This is a genomic window from Companilactobacillus kimchii DSM 13961 = JCM 10707, assembly GCF_001435445.1.
Classification (GTDB): domain Bacteria; phylum Bacillota; class Bacilli; order Lactobacillales; family Lactobacillaceae; genus Companilactobacillus; species Companilactobacillus kimchii.
Map to the genome: position 1 here is coordinate 198,565 of NZ_AZDH01000001.1, position 23,380 is coordinate 221,944.

18 protein-coding genes are annotated in these 23,380 nt (G+C 36.3%); 7 read left to right on the forward strand and 11 right to left on the reverse strand.

Translation table 11 applies throughout. The features are described 5' to 3' along the window. Positions 1-38 precede the first annotated feature (38 nt). A complete protein-coding gene (locus FC97_RS00925) occupies positions 39-890 on the reverse strand; it encodes an alpha/beta fold hydrolase (protein WP_056967647.1) in 852 nt (283 codons plus the stop codon). A 180-nt stretch (positions 891-1,070) separates the two neighbouring features. Between FC97_RS00925 and FC97_RS00930 the strand changes: the two genes are divergently transcribed. After that, entirely contained in the window at positions 1,071-1,775 is a 705-nt protein-coding gene (locus FC97_RS00930) for a glucosamine-6-phosphate deaminase (protein WP_054642732.1), read from the forward strand. Between the two features lie 367 nt (positions 1,776-2,142). Here the strand turns inward: FC97_RS00930 and FC97_RS00935 are convergent, their stop codons facing one another. Continuing rightward, a complete protein-coding gene (locus FC97_RS00935) occupies positions 2,143-3,888 on the reverse strand; it encodes a 1-deoxy-D-xylulose-5-phosphate synthase (RefSeq protein ID WP_056967649.1) in 1,746 nt (581 codons plus the stop codon). 195 nt (positions 3,889-4,083) lie between these two features. Here FC97_RS00935 and FC97_RS00940 point away from each other — a divergent pair, with 195 nt between their 5' ends. Further along, positions 4,084-5,457: an amino acid permease gene (locus tag FC97_RS00940; RefSeq protein WP_054642733.1), complete on the forward strand. Its 1,374-nt coding sequence runs from the start codon at positions 4,084-4,086 to the stop codon at positions 5,455-5,457. Positions 5,458-5,497: 40 nt separating this feature from the next. On the opposite strand, the gene FC97_RS00945 is transcribed toward FC97_RS00940, so the two are convergent. From FC97_RS00945 to rpmH, 9 genes are all read right to left on the reverse strand, one after another. Beyond that, positions 5,498-6,574 carry a S66 family peptidase gene (locus tag FC97_RS00945; RefSeq protein WP_054642734.1) on the reverse strand — a complete coding sequence of 359 codons (1,077 nt, stop codon included), beginning with the start codon at positions 6,572-6,574 and terminating at the stop codon, positions 5,498-5,500. Continuing rightward, on the reverse strand, positions 6,574-7,773 hold the full coding sequence (locus tag FC97_RS00950; RefSeq protein WP_054642735.1) for a chloride channel protein: 1,200 nt from the start codon (positions 7,771-7,773) through the stop codon (positions 6,574-6,576). The genes FC97_RS00945 and FC97_RS00950 overlap by 1 nt, the downstream gene beginning before the upstream one ends. Before the next feature lie 333 nt (positions 7,774-8,106). Continuing rightward, complete coding sequence (locus FC97_RS00955) at positions 8,107-9,015, reverse strand: Gfo/Idh/MocA family protein (protein WP_054642736.1); 909 nt, start codon at positions 9,013-9,015, stop codon at positions 8,107-8,109. A 12-nt stretch (positions 9,016-9,027) separates the two neighbouring features. After that, positions 9,028-11,562: an excinuclease ABC subunit UvrA gene (locus tag FC97_RS00960; RefSeq protein WP_054642737.1), complete on the reverse strand. Its 2,535-nt coding sequence runs from the start codon at positions 11,560-11,562 to the stop codon at positions 9,028-9,030. Positions 11,563-11,784: 222 nt separating this feature from the next. Then, the gene (gene mnmG, locus FC97_RS00965; RefSeq protein WP_054642738.1) at positions 11,785-13,692 is read right to left on the reverse strand and encodes a tRNA uridine-5-carboxymethylaminomethyl(34) synthesis enzyme MnmG; all 1,908 of its coding nucleotides are present in this window, start codon (positions 13,690-13,692) and stop codon (positions 11,785-11,787) included. 25 nt (positions 13,693-13,717) lie between these two features. Next, the gene (gene mnmE / locus FC97_RS00970; RefSeq protein WP_054642739.1) at positions 13,718-15,106 is read right to left on the reverse strand and encodes a tRNA uridine-5-carboxymethylaminomethyl(34) synthesis GTPase MnmE; all 1,389 of its coding nucleotides are present in this window, start codon (positions 15,104-15,106) and stop codon (positions 13,718-13,720) included. Positions 15,107-15,246: 140 nt separating this feature from the next. Then, a complete protein-coding gene (gene yidC, locus FC97_RS00975) occupies positions 15,247-16,101 on the reverse strand; it encodes a membrane protein insertase YidC (protein WP_054642740.1) in 855 nt (284 codons plus the stop codon). Between the two features lie 28 nt (positions 16,102-16,129). Next, a complete protein-coding gene (gene rnpA, locus FC97_RS00980) occupies positions 16,130-16,471 on the reverse strand; it encodes a ribonuclease P protein component (protein WP_025085420.1) in 342 nt (113 codons plus the stop codon). A gap of 67 nt (positions 16,472-16,538) precedes the next feature. Next, a complete protein-coding gene (gene rpmH, locus FC97_RS00985) occupies positions 16,539-16,679 on the reverse strand; it encodes a 50S ribosomal protein L34 (protein WP_025085419.1) in 141 nt (46 codons plus the stop codon). A 506-nt stretch (positions 16,680-17,185) separates the two neighbouring features. Here rpmH and dnaA point away from each other — a divergent pair. The 5 genes from dnaA (at position 17,186) to gyrB (ending at position 23,377) form a co-directional block, all read left to right on the forward strand. Beyond that, positions 17,186-18,562, forward strand: a complete 1,377-nt coding sequence (dnaA, locus tag FC97_RS00990) for a chromosomal replication initiator protein DnaA (RefSeq protein WP_082604721.1) — start codon at positions 17,186-17,188, stop codon at positions 18,560-18,562. 158 nt (positions 18,563-18,720) lie between these two features. Continuing rightward, positions 18,721-19,857 carry a DNA polymerase III subunit beta gene (gene dnaN / locus FC97_RS00995; RefSeq protein WP_054642741.1) on the forward strand — a complete coding sequence of 379 codons (1,137 nt, stop codon included), beginning with the start codon at positions 18,721-18,723 and terminating at the stop codon, positions 19,855-19,857. Between the two features lie 239 nt (positions 19,858-20,096). Next, positions 20,097-20,306 (forward strand): S4 domain-containing protein YaaA, encoded by a 210-nt coding sequence (gene yaaA, locus FC97_RS01000; RefSeq protein ID WP_025085416.1) that lies wholly within the window; start codon positions 20,097-20,099, stop codon positions 20,304-20,306. Beyond that, positions 20,307-21,428, forward strand: coding sequence for a DNA replication/repair protein RecF (gene recF, locus FC97_RS01005; RefSeq protein WP_054642742.1), 1,122 nt, complete (start codon positions 20,307-20,309; stop codon positions 21,426-21,428). It abuts the gene before it with no gap. Further along, entirely contained in the window at positions 21,428-23,377 is a 1,950-nt protein-coding gene (gene gyrB / locus FC97_RS01010) for a DNA topoisomerase (ATP-hydrolyzing) subunit B (protein WP_054642743.1), read from the forward strand. The genes recF and gyrB overlap by 1 nt, the downstream gene beginning before the upstream one ends. Positions 23,378-23,380: the final 3 nt, after the last annotated feature.

Genomic DNA, 23,380 nt, shown 5'->3' on the forward strand with positions numbered 1-23,380 from the left:
CAGATTGTATCTCTTTTTTTAGTTTGTAAAGGAGTAATTTATTCTTCAATATCAACTTGTTGTCTTTCAACTTTTTCTTCATCAAAAGCGATAATTTTATCAACGATTTCCTTAGGCTTTTCCAACATTGCCAAGTGTCCAGCACCTTTAATATCGGCTAATTGTAAACCAGGTACTCGACCAATTGTAGCCTTGGCGTCTTTAATACCTTTTTCACCCAAAATTTGGTCGCCATCGGCATACATAGCTAAAGTTGGAATCTTGATCGTACGTAGACGCTTGTTCAAGAATTTCTCACTCAAGTAATCAACTGACATCTTTTGTAGCTTCTTAGCTACTTTGTGATCAACCATATTGGCAGCTTCGTCAACAATCTTGGGATTGGACAAACTCTTTCGGTCAAAATTCTTATCAAAGTAAAGGCCAGCTTTAACCGGTGACTTTGCCAATTTCCCGAGCAATGGAATAGCCGCTACAGAAGACGATGCGTCCATATCGGAATATTTATCGGTTGCAGGGGTATTCAATAGGATTAATTTTGATATAGTAAAACCACGAAGTTCTGCCATATTAACAGCAACCAATCCACCAACACCGTAACCAAATATAATCAACTGTTTAACGATTTTTAACCGAGCAATTGCTTCCAACATGTTCCAAGCTTCAGAATCAATTGTGTAGTTATCACTTTTAACCTTGCTAGACTTACCCTGGCCAAGCAAATCCAACGCAACAACGGTGTATTTGTCTTTCAAGTAAGGAATCATTTCATTGAAATAATCGATTGAACCATCGATTCCTGGTACCAAGATAATGATCTTGTCACTGTGGATTGATCCAATCAAATTTGTATTTACACTGCCTTCGGATGTAGATAATATTTTTTCCAAATTATTCTGCCTCTTTAGTTTTATCTCTATATTAAAAAATATACCTAAAATGTGAAGATTTTGCATTGATTATCGGGATTTTAACTTATTTTTATTTAATTAACTTATTTCATTGACAATTTACAGAAAATGCATTAGATTGGACTAGACCAGATAAATAGAGATGGGAGATTTTTGAAGATGAATATAATTAAAGTTAAAGATACAGAAATGGGCGGCAAAGAAGCTTTTAAACTTATGAAGGCTGACATCGAAAATGGTGCTAAAGTCCTTGGCTTGGCAACTGGTAGTAGCCCAATCACACTTTATAATGAAATGACAAGTAGTGACCTTGATTTTTCTAACATGACTTCAGTTAACTTGGATGAATACGTTGGTTTGAAACCCGATAATGAACAAAGTTACCACTATTTCATGAAAGAACACCTATTCAGCAAGAAACCTTTCAAGAACTCATACGTTCCTGATGGCTCAAATCCTGATGCCGAAGCCGCTACAAAAGCTTACGACAAGATCATCGAAGAAAATCCTATCGATCTTCAAATCTTAGGTATCGGCAGAAATGGCCACATTGGTTTTAACGAACCAGGTTCACCACTAGACGGTACAACTAGAAAAGTTGGTTTGACAGAATCAACAATCGAAGCTAACACACGTTTCTTCGAGGATGAAAAAGACGTTCCACGCTTTGCTTACTCAATGGGTATTGGCTCAATCATGAAAGCTAAGAAGATCATCCTTCTAGCTTATGGTGAAGCTAAAGCTGATGCTATCGCCGCTACTGTTGACGGTCCCGTTACAGAAGACTGCCCAGCAAGTGCTCTACAAAACCACCCAGATGTAACACTTATTATTGATGAAGCTGCTGCATCAAAGTTAAAATAATTAAATAATTTAACCGATAGTCCTAATTAATTTTAGGACTATTTTTTTATAAAAAATATCTGTTCCTAATTAATCCCGTAACTTAAAACGACATCCATTTAGAAAAGTAATGTAATACGCTTATTCTAAATAGATGCCGTTTATTTTTATTCAAAAAGAGATTAATAAGTAGAATCGTTTGCCAGTCTGGAGCAAAAATTAAAAATGCGGCCAGCTGTGAAATCATTGTTAGCGGCTTCGCCGGTTACAATGAAGCTGACCTTGGAGATCCATTATTTTACACAAAGTGTAAAATAATTAGCTTCAAGTCACGCTCACAGCGCTCCACCAGCTTTTTTAATTTTTGTGGAAGACGGAATTTTTAAGTTTATAAAGCAGCCTTAATTTCAGCTACAATTTGTTCTGGAGTTAATTTAAACTCATGCCATAATTCAGCAGTAGTTTCACGGTCATTGAAACGCTTAGCTGCTCCAAAGTTAAGTACATGCATATCGGTATCTCCATAGAAACGACTGACTTTTTCACCAAAACCACCACTTAAGCTAGCTTCTTCTAGCGTAACCACTAATTGGTGATCCTTTTCCAAATTACTCAAAGTCTCATCATCAAGTTCAGAGATATCACGAGGATCAATAACAGTTACATCGAGATTTTCTTTATTCAATTGTTGTTGTACCTCTTCGGCTAATGGTAATAAACTACCAAGTCCTAGAATTGCAACCTTCTTACCCGCATGCAAAATATTCATCTTGTGTGCATCGAAATCATTCAAAACAGCAGAATGAACATCATTACTTGGCACTCTGATAGCAACTGGTCCAATATTTTGATGAAGAGCCCAGTGCATCATAGCAGTTAGTTCTTCTTTAGTTGTTGGGGCTAAGTAAGTTAATCCAGGAATATTACTCAACATTGCAATATCAAAGATACCTTGATGAGTTGGATCTCCAGCGCTGATACTACCACCGGATACCATGATAGTTACAGGCAACTTATTAATACCCAAATCATGAGACAACTGATCATATGCTCTTTGTAAAAATGTTCCTGAATGAAAAACAATTGGTCTCATACCTTGTTGAGCTTGTCCAGCCGCAAAAGTAATTGATTCTTGTTCGGCGATACCAACATCAAAATAGCGATCAGGATGTTTACGTCCAAATCTCTTCAAATCATAAGATCCTGGAATAGCAGCTGTAATTGCTGTAATTGGCGTTTTATCTTCAGTGATCTCTTTTTCCAATTCAGCGTGTATAACGTCGTTATAAGTTTCACCTGTAACAGGATGCAAAGTCTTACCAGTCTTCAAATCAAAAGGTACATGCCAGTGGAAAGCTTCTTTGTGATCGATTGCTGGTTGATAACCATGCCCCTTTTCTGTTTGGACATGTAACACAATTGGATGATCAATATCTTTAACAGCTTTAAAAGCATCCAACATTGATTGCATATCATTTCCATCAGCCACATAACGGTAATCTAAGCCCATAGCTTTAAATAAGTTATGAGAACTTTGTCCGTTAGTTTCACGTAGTTCTTTGAGGCCTTGATACATACCACCGTGATCTTCAGCGATAGCCATCCCATTATCATTAACTAAGATAATTAAATTAGATTTCAAAGTGGCCGCGATGTTCAAACCTTCTAGAGCTAGACCACCTGAAAGTGAGCCATCCCCAATAACAGCCATCACATTGCCAGATTTACCTTGTAGATCACGAGCTGAAGCCATACCAGTTGCCAAAGCAATTGAAGTTGAAGTATGTCCAATATTGAAATAGTCATGAGGACTTTCCTCTGGAGCAGTGTAGCCACTAACATCTTCAAAATGTTTTGGATCAAGCCAAGCTTGTTTACGACCCGTTAAAATCTTATGGGTGTAAGATTGGTGCGAAACATCCCAAACAACTTTATCAGTCGGAGAATTAAAAATCGTGTGAAAAGCAATCGTCAATTCAACAGCACCCAAGTTTGGACCAACATGACCTCCAGTTTGACTAACCTTGTTAAGCAATACTTGACGGATTTCAGTTGCTAATTGTGTTAATTGTGTCAAATCCAACTTCTTCAAATCAGCTGGTTGATCAATTGTATTTAAAATTGGTGTTTCCATATATTCGTTTCCTACTTTCCTCAATTTTTTATCGATGATTTCATACTACGACTTAAAGTAACCTTTAGGTCAAGAATATTTATCAAAAAAATTTATTTATTTTTAAAATGATTAATCCCCATCACGAATTTTTATTGACAAAGGATTAAAAAAACCAGTAACCTAATGAGGTTGTATTTTTAATAGGTGGTTAATATGAAAGAAAAATTATTTAAAAAAGCAGATTATAAAAAATTTGTGGCTGGTGACGCCCATTTTGAAAAGGTTCTAACTCGTGGAAATCTAATCTCAATGGGAATTGGAGCCATTATCGGTACAGGAATTTTTATCCTACCCGGAATCGTCGCTTCTGAAACAGCCGGACCCGGTATCACAATTTCCTTTATTCTGTCCGCTATTGTCTGTGTCATGACAGCAATGTGTTTTGCGGAATTATCCTCAACTTTTCCAGTTGCTGGTAGCACTTATTCATACGGAAGTATTATTTTTGGACAATTTCCCGGTTGGTTAATTGGCTGGGCTCTATGTTTGGAATATGTTTTAGGCGTTTCAGCCGTATCTTCAGGCTTTTCAGCCTATTTTGTCAGTCTCTTCAAAGGATTAGGCGTTGCTCTACCAAAAGCAGTCACAGGTCCATTTGAGCCTTCTAATGGAACCTTCATTAATTTACCTGCTGTTATCGTTTTGATTTTAATTTATTTATTACTCCGTCGTGGAGTTCTAGCATCAGCCAGAATGAATACCGTAATGGTCTTTGTAAAAATTGCGGTTGTGCTTGCTTTCATTATTATCGGTCTGTTCTATATCAAACCAGCTAATTATCATCCCTACTTTCCAATGGGCGGTATGGGCGTTGTCAAAGGGGCAGCGCTAGTCTTCTTTGCCTATCTGGGCTTTGATGTTATCCCGTCCTCGGCACCAGAAGTTAAGAACCCACAGAAGAATATTCCTATCAGTATCATGAGTTCTTTAGCTGTCTGTGCAATTCTTTATGTTATTTTATCCGCCGTCTTAACTGGAATGGTCAGTTACAAAGACTTAAATGTTTCTGATCCTGTTGTCTTTGCTCTACAAAAAGTAGGTTTGAACAAAGTAACCTTCCTAATCAGTATTGGCGCTCTAGCCGGAATGTTTACCATGATGCTCAATACCGTTTACGGCGGTTCTCGTCTAATTTACGCCCTTGGCCGTGATGGTATGATTCCCGAAGCATTTGGAAAAATTCATCCCAAGGCTAAAATGCCAATGCTTTCACTCAATGCCATTTCACTTCTAGCTATTCTTTTAGGTGGTTTCGTTTCCTTGAAAGAATTAACTAGCTTGGTAAATATCGGAACCTTGATTTCCTTTGTCTTCGTAGCTTTAGGAATTATTAAATTGAGACATCGCAATGATGTACCAAAGAGTGAATTCAAAGTTCCTCTATATCCTTGGTTACCAATAATTTCTGCTATCTCATGTGTTATTTTAATGACTCAAGTTAGTATCAATTCTTGGATCACTTTCATCTTCTGGATTCTGATCGGTGTAGGTATTTACTTCGCCTACGGTTATAAAAAGAACGATTAAAAAATGCTATAAAACACGTTGATGTGTTTTATAGCATTTTTTATTCAGCAAAGTAAGGTTCAATGATTTCTAATTTCTTATTATCCAAATCCAATTTAGCTTTTAACCCATATGGTAAAGTCGTTCTAGGATAAGCATGTCCAAAGTTAAAATTCGTCATCAATGGTGTCTTAGTATCTGCTGTCTCTTCTTTTAAAACTTGGCAGTATTCTTCATAGTGAACTTCATTCTGAGGCTTACCAGTGATAATAGCAGCAACTGCTTGCAAAATTCCTTTGGCCTTCAAATTCTTCAACATCTCACGATATTCTTCCGGTGTCGGCTTCTCTTCACTAGTTTCCAAGAATAAAATTTTGCTCTCAAACTCTTCGGCATCAGGAAGCAAATGATATTTTTCATTAATTTTCGGCTCATCGTTATAACGTTTATCGGTAAGCAAACTATTGAGACTATCTATGCAACCACCCAATAACTGACCTTCGATGACTCCTGATCCACGTTGAACTTGATATCCTTTAGTTTCGGAATGACTAACCCGAGGTGTATCTAAAGCTGCTTCTGAAAAGTCAGTCCGTTCTTCATACCAGACAGGACTACTTGAAATTTCTGTAGTGGCCGGATTTTGAAAATAATGTTCCAAAGTCTTTTTGGTATATGGCAGTAATTCAGTATCTAACTCGGCCAAATCATTGATAACATTAGGACCATAAAAAGTTGTTAATCCTAATTGATACAACATTAAATGATCCACTGTCGTATCTGAAAAACCGGTAAACAATTTAGGATGCTGTTGTACGTTTTCAACGAATTCTGAATCGTCTAACAAATAAGGTGCTAAACGATACGTATCTTCCCCACCAATAGCACAGAAAATACCTTTAATTCGATTATCAGCGAAAGCTTGTTTCAAATCGTCGGCGCGCTTTTCGGGATGATTCTTTATGAATTCAATTCCTTTCAAACTATTAGGCATGAATTCTGGAATCAAACCTAATTCTTCAATCCGTTTCTTGCCTTGATTCAGCTCATGTTTGGCAAATTTCTCACCTAATACTCCTGCAGAAAGACTAACAATTGCAACGTGATCTCCCTTTTTCAATGCTTGTGGTTTAATCATTAACCGTTCCCCCTGACCTTTAACAAATACTTATTTTTTAAGAATAATACTCCTGCTACCAAAATAATAATAGGGATAAGTGTAATTGGGAAAAATAACATAATAAATATTCCTGCAACAATTGGTGATAACAATTCACTCATAAGAGTCGTTGCCAAAACAGCTACTACTAGTAAGGTATCAAAGTTTGGCAAGAGTGCCGCGGTCGCAAAACCAGCTGTCATTGTGGCAAACGTGATTGGAAAAATATCCCCTCCACGCCAATTAAACGTTAAACACCAAACCAAGAAAATTAATTTTAATAGCGCCATGAAAAATAGAAAGGTCGCTGATTGATTACTCCAAGCTCCAATCAATAAATGCAAACTATGTTGACCGGAGAATAATAGATTGGGCTCTAAATATGAGATAGCGATAATTCCTAACGCTCCCAAAGCAATCCTCACGGCCAAATTCAACTTTAACTGCTGAATAGATTTTTCAAATAAATAATTTAATTCTTTCAAAATCATTCCGACAACAATTCCTACTATCATCAAAAGTGGCACAATCCACAATTCATTTAGCTGCCAATGTGAATGACCTAATTTCATAATAAAAGAAGGCTGATCAGTTTGTTTAATCAATAGAACGAATTCCAACAAACCGTTAATAGAGAAAACTACATAGAGTAATTTTTTCCATTTCAAAAGTTTTGGTGTCTTAGGAGCAATTTTTTCATCATACTTTTGACGATATTTGAAAGGATTCAGGAGACGTTTTATTGCTGTTCCCAAAGATAATCGTTTTAGCTCATCATATTGAAAATAAAAATAACGTAAATTATCGGCTTGCCAAATTGACAATGAAATAATAGCACTCAACAATGCTGCCTCAGGACCGACGCCACTTCCAAAACTTAAAATGACTAGAGTTACCAACAGATTCAAGAAAACATCTTGATAATCAATTGTCTGATTTTGCTTCAGCTCTTTCAACGAATCTTTCGAAGTCTTGGGAAGATTCGGCCAACGTTTTAACAAAGAGTACAATATGAAACTTCCGACAACAATTAGAAATATTTGAAAAAAATGACTATTACTGAGCCAAACAATTTTAGTCAGAAAACCCTCAATAACTAAAAAAGCTGCCGCAATAAGGCCAATAATAGCACTCAATAATAATCCATAACTGACGAATAAAACTTTTTTGATAGCCACCACCCACTCTCGTAAATTAAGAAAATTATAGCATTGAAATTTGGATAAAAAAAAGAGTCCTGCATGTCTGCAGGACCCTTTAGGTGGTAAGGTGCGGTGATTTTCCAAACGCTTGCGCGCCAACCACGTACCCTTACCTCGGTTTGGCACCAAGATGTAGTATCGCACGTTCAAACATCCCCGTCAATCTAAATCGTCTTAATGATGATTCATTGCTTTAAAAAAACGGCTGAAATCACAATGATTTCAGCTGTTTTTCATTTATTGTTTCACATGGAACATATTGTATAAAGACATATGTTCGCCACTATATATTGTAGTCAATTTAATTCATTATTTTTCAATTGTTTTGACCAAATTATAACAGAGTTTATGACTAAGAATAGCTGTCTCCGGACTAACTGGATTCTCACCATCCTTGGTAACTGCCTTGAGAAAGGCTCTAGTAATCGGATCAAATCCTCTTGTCACCAAAGTATTCTCCCAATCCGGGCGTGAAGTTTGTGTAATCGCCCCGGTTTGATACATTTGTAAAAGATTTAAGTTAGTAACTACCTGGCGCACTTTTGAACCTTGAACAGTAGTCATTTCTAAATTACTGCCGCCAACCATATTCGTAATAACTTGAACATGACTCTTTGCTCCAGTCAAAGTGATATAGCCTTGTTCTAAATTACCATCATTAGTAACTAAGAAGTTATCTATTTTTTGAATAGGTTCATCCATCAAATAAACCGCCGTGTCGACTGAATGAATCATCAAGTCAAAAATAGCGAACGCTGTTGGTTGTAGTGCATTCTCACGAATCTTTTCCGAGACAATAGTTCGTTTATCAGTAATTTGTTTTAATTGTTGATCAAATGGCGCAAATCGACGATTAAAGCCACAAGTTAACAATAGTTTTTTCTTTTCCGCTAGTTGGTAAAGTTCTTCTACTTCTGCCAAATCTTCTGAAACTGGTTTATCGACATAAACGTTAATGCCTGCCATCAATAGCTGTTTGATGATCTGATAATGTGTTTGTGTTGGCGTATGAACAAAAACTGCCAGTGGTTTCTCAGCTATCAATTGATCCAATGTCTGATGAAAATGTTTGAATCCATACTTCTGTTCCAACATTTTTCCTTTAGCTTCATTTCTAGTTGTTAAATGCCATTCATATTTATCTTGCAAAGTCGCCATAACCGGTAAATAAGCTTTTTGTGCAATATTTCCTAGCCCAATGACACCAATTTTTTCCATATATTTAACCTCTTAATCTTGATTGAACAATTTCAAATGTTCTTTGAGGTACTTTCCAGTTAAACTAGCTGAATTATTTGCAACCGTTTTCGGTGTACCCGTTGCTACAATTTTACCACCATTGACTCCACCTTCGGGACCTAAATCATTGATGTAATCAGCATTGGATATAATATCCAAATCGTGTTCAATTACGATGATTGTGGCGTGACGTTTCAACAATTTATTAAAGACATCCAACAATACGCCAACATCCTTAGGATGCAACCCAACACTAGGTTCATCGAAGACAAAGAGTTGATTCTTTTGACTACGCTTCATATAAGTAACTAACTTCATTCTTTGAGCTTCCCCACCGGACAAAGTCGGTGTACTTTCACCTAATTTAAGATAGCTTAATCCAATATTGATCAAAACATCTAGTGTGTTTTTGATTTGAGGAACATCTTGGAAAAATTTATCAGCTTGTTTAACTGACATATCTAGGATCTCAGCAATGTTCTTACCATGCCACATAATATCAAGAATTTCTTTTTTATAACGATTTCCGTGGCAGACAGGGCAAGTTTGAACCATATCAGGTAAGTACTGAATATCCAAAGTAATTACACCAGTACCACCACAATTTGGACAAGCACCCTGTTTATTGTTGTATGAAAAATAAGTTGGCGTAAATTTCTTAGCTTTAGCCTCTGATGTTTGTGCAAAGATTTTTCTTAGATGATCCAAAATTTTGGTGTAGGTTCCAACCGTCGAACGAACATTTTTACCAATTGGAACCGAATCAACTTTAACAATATTTTTAATATCAGCGTTATCAACTGATTTGACAAATTTAGGTAGTTTCTCCCCATCTATTTTGGCTTGTAATGCTGGTAATAGACTTTCAAAAATTAGAGTTGTCTTACCAGAGCCTGACATCCCCGAAACGATATTAAGTGATTCTTTACTAAATTTAGCCGTCATATCGTGAATGTTATAACGGTCTCCAATCTGAATACTGATGGTTCCTTTTTTAAAGACCTCTGTTGGTTGATGTTTGATAATATCAGCTTTACCCGTTAAATAAGGTTGAATCACAGAATCGGGATGATGTTCAATTTCCTCGACTGTCCCTTGTGTAATAACACGACCACCATCAGCACCAGAATCAGGACCTATTTCAATTACGTAATCGGCAGCCGCAATAATACTTGTGTCATGATCTACGACAATCAAGGAATTCCCCAATCTAACTAATTCACGCAAAATTTTAATCAATCCAGCCACATTAGCGGCGTGTAATCCGACACTAGGCTCATCTAAAACATACAGAACCCCAGTCATCTGATTTCTGATCGTCCGAGCTAACTGAATTCTCTGAAGTTCACCAGTTGATAAAGTATTACCAGCACGAGAAATGGATAAATAATTAAGTCCCAAATCAACGATGGGTGACAGCAAATCTAATAATTCATTAGTCAAATTTTTGCCCAAGGATTTCATATCATCAGGCAACCAATCCATAATTTCCTGACAAAAATCTTGAAGTTGGGAAATCGTAAATTGGGAAACTTCAGCGATATTTTTACCGACTAATTCATTGGTAAACAATTTAGGATTAAAACGACTACCATGACAATCTGGACAAACCTTTTCGGTATAGAATCTTTCCAAACGTGTCAAAGTATTCTCGTTCTTAGTACTCTTCAAACTATTCTTGACGGCAGTTATTGCATTCTCATAAAGGGCATTCAGTCTAAATGAACGTCCAGTCTTAGTAGGAACCAAAACCTCTTTCTTCTGTTCCTTGCCATTAATAACGATATCCTTTTCCTTTGCCGTTAAGTCTTTGAATGGGACGTCAGTTCTAACGCCTAATTCTTTAATAATATCTTTTTGTAAAGTTCTTCCAGGCAAATTCCAAGATCTTACAGCTCCCTCATCAATACTTAAGGATTGATCTGGAATAATCTTATCTAATTCAATTTCCTTTAAAAAACCCGTTCCTTGGCAAGTAGGACAAGCACCATCTGAATTGAAGGCAAAGTCCTCAGCACCAAAGGCCATGAATTTAGCCTGACAAACGGGACAGGTCATCATCCCCATAGCCTCATCGCTGGTTGGCAAATCCATAACTTCTGAAATCTTTAAAGTTGGATCTAAACGATGACCATTGGGACAAACTACTGAAGCTAGTCGTGAAAACATCAATCGTAAAATATTCAGACTCTCAGTCATCGTTCCAACGGTTGAGCGAACACTAGGTACAACAGGACGTTGTCTTAAGGCAATCGTTGAAGGTAAATTCTTGATGTTTTTAACGTCAGAACGACCCATTTGTGTGATTCTTCTTCTCGTGTAGGTCGACAAAGCATTCAGATACTTTCTAGCTCCTTCTGCATAAATCGTATCCATAGCCAAAGATGATTTTCCTGAACCCGAAACTCCGGTGATAGCTACAAACGAATTCAAGGGAATATCTACATTGATATTCTTAAGGTTATTAGCATTAGCACCAACAACTTCAATATTATCTGGAATATAATTTTTATGTCTAATTGTCATAACTTTCTCCCTCTAGTTAACGGGTAAATTATAACATTGTCGTTTGTTATTCCTTAATATAACGATGAAGTTAAATTTTAGTATTTATTTATCAAGCGATAAGTGGCGGCGGAATATTGTATTTTCTTTCTATTCTAAACAAAGAAGGACCATGTCGCTTGCGACATGGTCCTTCCAAATTTTCATATAATATGTTTCAAAAAGTAACGTTATAACGGTTAACTAGTTTGCCTCAGGCAACTTAGCAATCTTACCTTGTTCAATATAGACACTCAAGATACCGATATCAGCGGGATTTACACCACTGATACGACTTGCTTGAGCGATTGTTTCAGGATTGATTTTACTCAATTTTTGAACGGCTTCAGTAGCTAAACTATCAACCTTTGTGTAATCAAGACGAGCAGGAATCTTCTTTGATTCCATCTTCTTCAAACGGTCAATTTGAAGTTGTTCTTTTTTAATATAACCCGCATACTTCGTAGCAATTTCAACTTGTTCAGCAACTCGATTATCAACTGGAAAATCAGCAGCACCGACCATATCAATAATATCTTGATAGTGAACTTCTGGTCTTCTCAAGAAATGATCAGCTAGTACGCCATCCTTCAAAGGCTTTAAGTCATGTGCCTTTAGGAATGGCAATGCTTGCTTAGGGGTAATCATCTTACGTGAAAGACGATCTAATTCCATCTTGATAGTTTGACGTTTCTCTTTGAAGGCGTTATAACGGTCATCATTAATCAATCCAAGGGCATAGCCTTTGTCAGTTAAACGAAGATCAGCATTATCATGACGTAAAATCAAACGATATTCTGCACGACTAGTTAATAGACGATATGGTTCATTAGTTCCCTTAGTTACAAGGTCATCAATCAAAACACCAATATAAGCTTCGTTACGATGCAAAATAAATGGATCTTTACCTTGAGCACGTAGAGCAGCATTGATACCGGCCATAATTCCTTGACCAGCAGCTTCCTCGTAACCTGATGTTCCGTTCATTTGTCCAGCTGTGAAGAGATTCTTTACAACTTTAGTTTCAAGGTTTAACTTCAATTGCCATGGTTCGATAACATCATATTCAATAGCATACCCAGGACGCATCAACTTAGCATTCTGAAGTCCTGCAACTGAATGAAGCATCTTCAATTGAATTTCCTCGGGCATAGATGTTGAGAAATCCCCAACATAATACTCTTGAGTATCCTTACCTTCTGGCTCTAAAAAGATTTGATGTCTTGGTTTGTCAGCGAAACGAACAATCTTATCTTCAATTGATGGGCAATATCTAGGGCCAACACCCTTGATAACACCAGAGAACATTGGAGCACGATTAAGATTTTCACGAATAATCTTATGCGTATCTGCATTAGTATAAGTCATCCAACAAGAAATCTGATGTTGAAGATAACTTGAATCAGGCGTTTCAAATGAGAAATGGTTAGGCTCTTTATCACCTGGTTGTTCGATTGTTTGGTCAAAATCAATCGTATCCTTGTTAACACGAGGAGGTGTCCCTGTCTTAAATCTTGTTAACTTGAAACCATGCTTCTCAAGATCTTCAGATAACTTGATTGAAGGAATACTGTTATTAGGACCAGATGAGTATGTCAATTCACCAATGATGATTTTACCTCTGGATGATGTACCCGCTGTTAAGACAACAGATTTAGCATGATACTTAGCTCCAGTGGCTGTAACGATACCTTTGCAAACACCATCTTCAACGATCAACTTTTCAGCAATACCTTGGCGGAGCGTTAAATTAGGCTCTTTTTCCAAAGTATTCTTCATTTCACGGTGATACATATTCTTATCAGCTTGGGCACGAAGTGCTCTAACAGCAGGTCCCTTACCGGTATTAAGCATTCTCATTTGGATGTAAGTCTTATCGATATTGCGGCCCATTTCGCCACCTAAAGCATCAATTTCACGAACAACAATTCCTTTAGCTGGTCCACCAACTGAAGGGTTACATGGCATGAAAGCTACCATATCCAAATTGATTGTAATTAATAATGTCTTTTCGCCCATTCGAGCGGCAGCCAAAGCAGCTTCTGAGCCCGCATGGCCGGCACCTACAACGATAACGTCATAAGTTTCTGAATCAAATTCTTTAACTTCCATTTTTCCACCTATTAACTTAAATTAACTATTTTCCTAAACAGAATTGTGAGAACAATTGTGTAATTAACTCATCTGGATAACTTTCACCGGTAATTTCACCGAGAGTGTTCCAGCAAGCTGTCATATCGATTTGTACAAGGTCAATAGGCATTCCAGCCTCAATCCCTGAAATAACGTCATTAAGACTATTCTTGGCCTTACGAAGCAATCCTGCTTGTCTAGCACTAGTGATGATGACATTACTACTATTATCTTCAATTCCTGAATTAAAGATTTTACCGATGGTTTGTTTGATTGTTTCAATACCATCATTCTTAATGGCTGAAGTTTGCAAAATAATATCGTCATCCTTCAACTGAACTACTGAATTAGGCGTTATAACGGGCATCAAATCATTCTTGTTAAAAATAACGATTCGTTTCTTGTCTGTTGTAGCATTTAATAGTTCAATATCGTCATCTTCTAGTTCTCGACTAGAGTCCAAAACTAAAATTACCAAGTCAGCACTCTTTAAAGCACTCTTAGAACGCTCAACACCAATCTTCTCAACTTTATCTTCAGTATCACGAATTCCAGCTGTATCGATCAATTTAAGCGGTACACCATCAATATTGACGTACTGTTCAACTACATCACGTGTTGTTCCAGCAACATCAGTTACGATAGCCTTATCTTCGTCCAAAAGCCGATTCAAAAGACTAGATTTACCAACATTAGGTTTTCCAACAATTGCGGTAGCTAAACCATGTTGTAAAATTTCACCACTATCAGCTGTCTTTAATAGTTGATCAATACTTGAACTCACAGTACGAGCCTTTTCCAGCAACAATTTAGTTGTCATCTGGTCTGTATCGTACTCTGGATAATCGATATTAACTTCAACTTGAGCTAAAGAATCCAAAATTTCCTGACGTAAATTGGCAATCAAATGATGTAGATTTCCATCCAACTGATTGACAGCCACTTGCATAGCTTTATCAGTTTTCGCACGAATCAAATCCATCACAGATTCGGCTTGCGTCAAATCAATTCGACCATTCAGAAAAGCTCGTTTTGTAAATTCACCAGGTTCGGCCATTCTGGCACCAGAACCAATTAAAAGTTGAAGTACTTTATTCGTAGCAACTATACCCCCGTGGGTATTTATTTCTACTACATCTTCACATGTGAAAGTCTTAGGGGCACGCATTACAGAAACCATTACCTCATCAACCAATGAACCATCAGCTGGATCAATAATGTGACCATAATTAATCGTATGACTTGCAACTTTAGCAAGATCGCGTCCCTTAAATAATTTCTTAGCGACTGAAATAGCCTGATCTCCTGACAAACGAACGATGGAGATAGCACCTTCCCCAGGAGGTGTTGAAATGGCTGCGATTGTGTCGTATTCAGTTACTGCACTTGGCATAAAATAGCTCCCTTCTCTATTTTTGAGCATAAAAAAAGTGCATAATCCGCCTGTTCTGACGGAAAAGCACCTTGACTACTTTTCTATATTCGATATTGAAATTTCTAAAACATCTTAACGAGATTTTTAGAGATTGTCAATTATTTACGATTTTTATATACACGCTTCTTAGCTTTTCTAAGACGACGTTGTTTATCACGTTCTGCTTCCTCAGCCTGTTTTTGTTCACGACGATACTTGAACGGATTTTGGAAAGCCAATGTCTGAAGAACTTGGAACGCATTAGTTACAACCCAATAAATTGTAATAGCTGATGGGAATGTCAATGCTGGAACAAAGATAAAGATTGGCATGACATAAGTCATAAGCTTTGTTGTCGCATTTTGTTGTGGTTGTGAATAGCTAGAAATGTATGTACTTAAGAAAGTAAATACACCAGCTAGGATAGCCATGATGTAATATGGATCAGCTTTTCCAAGTTGCATCCATAAGAAAGTACCATCACGTAATTGTGTTGTCTTGTAAATAGCTTGATACAAGGCGAACATAACTGGCAATTGAATTACCAATGGCAAACAACCAGCTACAGGGTTAACTCCTGCTTCACTATATAACTTTTGTGTTTCTTCCCTCAATTTTTGTTGAGTCTCAACGTCTTTTGATGAATATTTGTCCTGAAGAGCCTTCATTTGAGGCTGAATCTTCATTTGCTTATTCATACTTCTGATTTGAAGCCAGTTAAGTGGCAACAGAATAACACGCACGATAACTGTGAAAAGAACGATAGCCCAACCATAACTATTACCTACGATTGATGCTAACCAAAGAATGAATTGAGAGAAACTATATAAAATATAGTGATCCCAGAACCCAGTACTGTGGCTTGTGATTGGTTCATTTAGGTTAGAACAACCAGCCAACACCAATACAACACTAAGTAATAGCGCAATACCTATGTACTTCTTTAAGCTTTTTTTATTCACTTTTACACCCATTATTTTTTATTCATTAAAATTTAATATCCTACTGTAATATTTTACCCAATTTTAATAAATGCACAATATTCTTTTTTGTTTCAAACATGTCCAAATCAATAGCTGGCTTTCTTGCAATAATCAAGAAATCTAATTCTGCAGGAAGTTCAGGTTTCAATTCCAAAAGTGATTGACGAACGTATCTTTTAATACGATTACGACCAACCGCAGTATGTGAAACCTTTTTTCCTACAGATAATCCAACACGAAAATGTTTTTGGTCCTTTTTCGCAATCTTATATAGTACAAAGTTGCGATTAGCGACTGAATATCCATTTGAATAGACATATTGAAACTCATTTTCTTTTTTTATTCGATAGCTTTTTCTCATATGTCACCAGACTACTCTCGTTTTGTAATAAAAAAAGACCACCAAATTGTTTAGTGATCCTTCAAAACTAAGCTGATAATACTTTGCGACCCTTTTTACGGCGTCTTGCTAGAACTTTGCGACCATTACTTGTACTCATTCTCTTCATGAAACCATGGACGCGTTCACGGTGACGCTTCTTTGGTTGATATGTTCTCTTTGTAGTCATCAGTAAACCTCCTGACTCTTATATTAAAAATTTTTTAAATAACACTTCTTCAGACAATTGCTTAACTATAATATCATGTTCTAGCTCGAATTTAAACAGCTAATTTCCTATAAATGTAAAACTTCGCTAAAAAGTTTTTCGCATTTTCGATTGTGGATAATTTGTTTAAAGATTTGATAACTTATTTTTTCCACAGCTCCATAAACAGGGTTTTCCAACTGTTAACTTTGCTGTGTTTTAGTTTTCCACAGAATTTGTGGAATTCTTGTTTTTTGTTTGTAACACCTGCAAATCAAGACTTTTTAAGCTTCTAAATTGTGGATAACTATGTTAACAACTGAAATGGATTTCTATTTTCCACAAAGCTGTGGATTATTAAATTACCTGTTGTTATTTCTTCATAATTTAAACAAGTGTTCTGTGGAAAACTTCTTAATAGAATGATAAACTATAAACTGTCATTTTAGGGAAAAAATTATCCACAACTTAAGATTGGGGGGAAATAATTGCAAAATATAAATAACTCAACTGATCCAAAACTTACAGAATTTTGGGACTATTTTACAAGTAAACTTAGATCTCAATTAACTTCTGTCAGTTATTCAACTTGGGTTGAAAGTGCAAATCCCTTATACATAGATGGAAATAACATTTATATTTCAGTCCCAACAAAACTGCACAAAGACTATTGGGAACGAAATTACACCGAAAAAATTGCTATTTACTCATATGAATTAAACGGAATTGAACTCAACCCAATTATTGAAAATGATGATGAGGTCACAAAAAAAGAGGAGCAAGAAATTGCTCCCCAAGTTGAACCAGCCACTGAGACTGCTCAACCAAAACATATATTTCATAACTCACATTTAAATCCGAAATATACTTTTTCATCATTTATTGTTGGTAGTGGAAATCAAATGGCCCATGCCGCAGCCCTTGCTGCAGCTGAAGATCCAGGCGGTGTCTACAATCCATTATTCATTTATGGAGGCGTTGGCTTAGGAAAAACTCATTTAATGCAAGCTATTGGACATCAAATGATCAAACTCGATCCAACTGCCAAAGTAAAGTACGTTACCAGTGAAACTTTCGCAAATGACTTTATTAATTCTATTCAAATGAGGACACAAGATGATTTTCGTCAAGAATATCGCAACGTCGATCTACTATTAATAGATGACATTCAATTTTTTGCCGAAAAAGAGGGTACTCAAGAGGAATTCTTCCATACTTTTAACGAATTATACGAAAATGGTAAGCAAATTGTCATGACTTCTGACCGCTTGCCAAATGAAATCCCTAAATTACAAGCCAGATTGGTTTCCCGTTTCACTAGTGGTTTATCAGCTGATATTACTGCTCCTGATCTCGAAACTCGAATTGCTATACTAAGAAACAAAGCCAAAGCGGAACATCTAGAGATTCCCAACGATACTTTGTCTTACATTGCTGCACAGATTGACACAAATGTCCGTGAACTTGAAGGTGCTTTAATACGCGTTCAAGCTTATTCAACAACCAAAAACACTGATATAACTAAATCCGTTGCTGCTGATGCGTTAAAAGCCTTTAAACTATCTAATGATAAAAAAGGCTTATCAATTGCAAAAATTCAAAGTAAAGTTGCGAAATTTTATCATGTCTCCGTTCAAGACTTAAAAGGTAAGAAACGTGTAAAATCAATTGTTGTACCTCGACAAATCGCGATGTACCTGGCTCGAGAGCTGACAGATAGGTCACTTCCACAAATTGGTATGGAATTTGGCGGAAAAGATCATACAACTGTCATGCACTCTTGTGATAAAATATCCGAATTGGCTCTAAAAGATGACGATTTAAAACGCTCCATCAACGAATTAAAAGATGACCTCAGAAATTAACATGTTCATAACTTTTGACTTTTCCCAGAGTTATCCACACCTGTTAATAACATTCAAAAATCTTATGAATATTAAGTTCTAGTGACTTATCCACAGTTTTAACAGGCCCTACTACTACTTCTATATTTATATTAATTAATTAAAAAAGGGAGTTACCCATGAAATTTTCTATTGATCGATCAAAATTCATTAATCAAACAAGTAACGTTCAAAGAGCAATTTCAACAAAGACAACTATTCCAATTTTGACTGGAATGAAATTAGATCTTTCTGAAAGTGGCTTAACTATTACTGGAAGTAATTCTGATATTTCAATTACTTCATTCATTTCTAAAGAAAATTCTGAAAATGATTTAAAAATTGAAAGTACTGGCTCAATTGTTTTACCAGCTAGATTTTTCAACGAAATTATTAAAAAGCTTCCTGGTGACAACTTCGAACTTGAAGTTTTAGAAAATAATCAAACTTTAATTAAATCAGGTGTTTCAGAATTTACTATCAATGGATTAGATGCCGTTAATTATCCACATCTTCCAGAAGTTGAAACTGATAATCAATTAGTTCTACCAACAGATGTCTTTAAAGAAGTTGTTAATCAAACAGTTATTGCTGTTTCAACTCAAGAAAGTCGTCCAGTTCTAACTGGTGTTAACTTCTTGATCAGTAATGAGGGTTTAACTGCTGTTGCCACAGATAGTCACCGTCTTTCTCAAAGAAGAATCAATATAACTAGTGATGAAGACTACAATTTAATTATCCCTGGTAAGAGTTTGACTGAATTAGTTAGAACTATCAGCGACAGTGTTAAAGAAATCTCAATGTCGATCTCAGAAAATCAAGTTTTGTTCAGTTTTGATAACATTATGTTCTACTCAAGACTATTGGACGGTAGATATCCTGAGACTGATCGTTTGATTCCTGAAGAATCAAGTACGAAATTGACATTTGATTCTTCAAAATTACTAGCTTCAGTTGAACGTGCATCTTTGCTTTCACATGAAAGTAGAAATAACGTAATTAAATTAGAGATCAAAGCTGTGGATAAAAAAGCTACTCTTTATGGTAATTCTCCAGAAGTTGGTACTGTGGAGGAAGTTTTGGATTTTGATAATCTTGAAGGGGACGATTTGGAGATTTCATTCAACCCTGATTATTTGAAAGATGCTTTGAGATCATTCGGTAGTAACACTACAATCGAAATGAGTTTTACTTCTCCATTGCATCCATTTACACTAAGACCTGTTGAAGATCGTGATAATTTTGTACAACTTATCACTCCAGTTCGTACATTTTAATGTGAAATAAACTAAATAGGCTGAACTTTTCGGTTCAGCCTATTTTTTTTTGCATTATATATTTAAACGCCGTAGTTTTGCGTAAGAACTTTTTTTGGACAATTTTAGTGGGTGGATACTCATTATCCGAAAAATTGCTCAAAACGGCTGATATTTCGTTCTAAGTTGTTTTTTATTGTGAAAACAACTATAATATTAGTATGTCATTAATGGATAAATCTAATAAATAGGGTGTTAATATGTCAGAAAAAATTAAGCTTGAAACTGAATTTATTACTTTAGGTCAACTTTTGAAAGATGAAGGTGTCATTGAGACTGGTGGCCAAGCCAAATGGTTTTTGAGAGAGAATTCAGTCTTACTTAATGGCAGTCCTGAGGATCGTCGCGGTAAGAAGTTGCGTTCTGGCGATGTAATAGTTGTCGGTGATCAAACTTTTGAAATCGAATAAATGTTTGTTAAAGAACTAAAACTTCAAAATTATCGTAACTATGAATCCTTGCAGGTCGAATTTTCGCCGAACATCAATGTGTTCTTAGGTGAAAATGCCCAAGGCAAGACCAATTTATTAGAGGCTATGTACTTTTTAGCTTTAACAAGAAGCCATCGAACATCAAATGACAAGGATTTAATTAAGTGGGGCAGTGATTTTGCTCGAATTTCTGGAACCGTGATAAAAGATAACTCTAGTCACTTAAAATTAGATTTAGTGATTAGTAAATCTGGTAAAAAAGCTAAATTGAATAATTTAGAACAACGTAAACTGTCGACTTACATTGGTAATTTGAATGTAGTTCTTTTTTCACCGGAAGATCTTTCAATCGTTAAAGGTAATCCAGGAATTAGGCGAAAGTTCATTGATATGGAATTTGGCCAAATGTCGCCGCAATATTTGAAGACGATGAGTCAATTTCGTTCAGTTCTAAAACAACGTAATGCGTATTTGAAGAAACTTCAGCATCATCAAGCAAAGGATTTGATCTATTTGGATGTTTTGTCCGATCAATTTGCAGCTTATTGTGCTGAAGTAGTTTTTTCACGCTTACAATTTTTACAGAAGCTTCAAGGCTATATTGAAAAGATTCATGCAAATATAACTGAAGATCATGAAAAACTAGAAATTACTTACAGCACATTTTTCAACACTGACGGTAAAACACTTGAAAATATTTATGATGTTTTCAAAGATACTTTCAAGAAAAATTATCAACGCGAGATTCAGCGTGGGGTGACCTTGGCTGGACCACATCGTGACGATATCAAGTTTTTAGTTAATGGAAAAAATGCTCAAGATTTTGGTTCGCAAGGTCAACAGCGTTCGGTTGCGTTGAGTCTGAAATTGGCTGAAGTTGAATTAATGAAAGATCAAGTTGGTGATTATCCGATTCTTTTATTAGATGACGTGTTATCAGAACTTGATCATAAGCGCCAAACCCATTTACTGTCGTCGATCAAACAGGGAATTCAAACGTTTATCACGACAACATCAATAGATGATGTGGATCCTGATTTGGTGAAGAATCCGAATATTTTAAATATAAATAATGGCAAAGTTCAACAGGAGGAGATTTAATGGCTGAAGACAGAAAAGCTGAGCTAGAAAAAAGAGAAGAACAAGTCGAAGAATATGATGCTAGTCAAATTCAAGTTCTTGAAGGACTAGAGGCTGTTCGTAAACGTCCTGGTATGTATATTGGCTCTACTAGTAAGCAAGGTTTACATCATCTTGTTTGGGAAATTATTGATAATGGTATTGATGAAGCTTTAGCTGGCTTCGCAACAAAGATTGAAGTTACTGTTGAACCTGATAACTCCATTACTGTTACTGATGATGGACGTGGTATTCCAGTTGATATTCAAAAGAAAACTGGTAAACCAGCTCTTGAAACGGTTTATACAATTTTGCATGCCGGAGGAAAATTCGGCGGTGGCGGATACAAGGTATCTGGTGGACTTCATGGTGTTGGTGCCTCAGTTGTTAACGCCTTGAGTAGTGAACTAGATGTTGAAGTTGTTCGTGGCGGAAAACGCTATGGTATCGACTTTAAACGCGGCAAGGTCAATAATGCTATGCATATTATTGGTGATGCTAAAGAATTTGAACATGGTACGAGAGTTCACTTTGTGCCAGATCCTGATATCTTTACGGAAACAACAATTTACGATGATAAAGTTTTAACAACTAGAATTCGTGAACTAGCTTTCTTAAATAAGGGACTTAAACTCACATTTACAGATAAAAGAGCTGATACAGCTGAAAAATTAGTATTCCATTATGAAGGCGGAATTAGAAGTTACGTTGAATTTATGGATAAGGATAAAGAAGTTCTCTTTGATGAACCAATTTATCTTGAAGGTGTTCAAGATGGTATTACAGTTGAAGTTTCGTTACAGTATACCGATGAATATCATACTAATTTGATGACTTTCGCTAATAACATTCATACTTATGAAGGTGGTACTCACGAAGTTGGATTCAAGACAGCTTTGACACGTGTTATTAACGATTACGCTCACAAAAATAAAATGTTAAAAGATACTGAAAAATTATCTGGTGAGGATGTTCGTGAAGGAATGACTGCGGTTGTTTCAATCAAGCATCCAGACCCACAATTTGAAGGTCAAACTAAGACTAAGCTTGGAAATAGTGATGCCAGAACAATCACTGATCGTTTATTCAGTGAACACTTCTCCAAGTTCTTGATGGAAAACCCTGACGTCGCTAAAAAGATCGTTGAAAAAGGTTCTTTAGCAACAAAAGCACGTCTAGCTGCTAAACGTGCTCGTGAAGTAACTAGAAAGCAAAATGGGTTGGAAATCAGTAACTTACCAGGTAAATTGGCTGATAATGCTAGTAAAGACCCTGAAATTTCTGAATTATTCATTGTCGAGGGTGATTCTGCCGGTGGTTCCGCTAAAACTGGTCGTTCACGTTTAACACAAGCCATTCTACCTATTAGAGGTAAAATCTTGAACGTTGAAAAGGCTTCAATGGACAAGATTTTGGCTAATGAAGAAATCAGAACATTGTTCACAGCTATGGGTACCGGTTTTGGAGAAGACTTTGATATTTCTAAAGCAAGATATCATAAGATCATTATCATGACCGATGCCGATGTCGATGGTGCTCATATCAGAACTTTACTTTTGACATTACTTTACAGATATATGCGTCCGGTTGTTGATGCAGGATATGTTTATATTGCCAAGCCACCTTTGTATCAAGTACGTCAGGGTAAGATGATGCAATACTTTGATACTGATAAAGAAAAAGATGATTTCGTTGAACAATTACCACCAAAGCCAGAGCCAAAGATCCAACGTTACAAGGGTCTTGGTGAAATGGATGCTGATCAACTTTGGGAAACAACTATGGATCCCGAGAAGAGAAGATTGGACCGTGTTAACCTCGATGACGCTATCGAAGCTAATGAAATTTTCTCAATGTTGATGGGTGATAAAGTTGAACCTAGAAGAGAATTCATTGAAGAAAATGCACGATATGCTGAAGTAGATTATTAAGGG

Coding starts and splice junctions, on each gene's coding strand:
- FC97_RS00930 (WP_054642732.1), top strand. CDS start 1,071: ATGAATATAATTAAAGTTAAAGATACAGAAATGGGCGGCAAAGAAGCT.
- FC97_RS00935 (WP_056967649.1), bottom strand. CDS start 3,888: ATGGAAACACCAATTTTAAATACAATTGATCAACCAGCTGATTTGAAG.
- FC97_RS00940 (WP_054642733.1), top strand. CDS start 4,084: ATGAAAGAAAAATTATTTAAAAAAGCAGATTATAAAAAATTTGTGGCT.
- FC97_RS00945 (WP_054642734.1), bottom strand. CDS start 6,574: ATGATTAAACCACAAGCATTGAAAAAGGGAGATCACGTTGCAATTGTT.
- FC97_RS00955 (WP_054642736.1), bottom strand. CDS start 9,015: ATGGAAAAAATTGGTGTCATTGGGCTAGGAAATATTGCACAAAAAGCT.
- FC97_RS00960 (WP_054642737.1), bottom strand. CDS start 11,562: ATGACAATTAGACATAAAAATTATATTCCAGATAATATTGAAGTTGTT.
- mnmG (WP_054642738.1), bottom strand. CDS start 13,692: ATGGAAGTTAAAGAATTTGATTCAGAAACTTATGACGTTATCGTTGTA.
- mnmE (WP_054642739.1), bottom strand. CDS start 15,106: ATGCCAAGTGCAGTAACTGAATACGACACAATCGCAGCCATTTCAACA.
- yidC (WP_054642740.1), bottom strand. CDS start 16,101: ATGGGTGTAAAAGTGAATAAAAAAAGCTTAAAGAAGTACATAGGTATT.
- rnpA (WP_025085420.1), bottom strand. CDS start 16,471: ATGAGAAAAAGCTATCGAATAAAAAAAGAAAATGAGTTTCAATATGTC.
- rpmH (WP_025085419.1), bottom strand. CDS start 16,679: ATGACTACAAAGAGAACATATCAACCAAAGAAGCGTCACCGTGAACGC.
- dnaN (WP_054642741.1), top strand. CDS start 18,721: ATGAAATTTTCTATTGATCGATCAAAATTCATTAATCAAACAAGTAAC.
- yaaA (WP_025085416.1), top strand. CDS start 20,097: ATGTCAGAAAAAATTAAGCTTGAAACTGAATTTATTACTTTAGGTCAA.
- recF (WP_054642742.1), top strand. CDS start 20,307: ATGTTTGTTAAAGAACTAAAACTTCAAAATTATCGTAACTATGAATCC.
- gyrB (WP_054642743.1), top strand. CDS start 21,428: ATGGCTGAAGACAGAAAAGCTGAGCTAGAAAAAAGAGAAGAACAAGTC.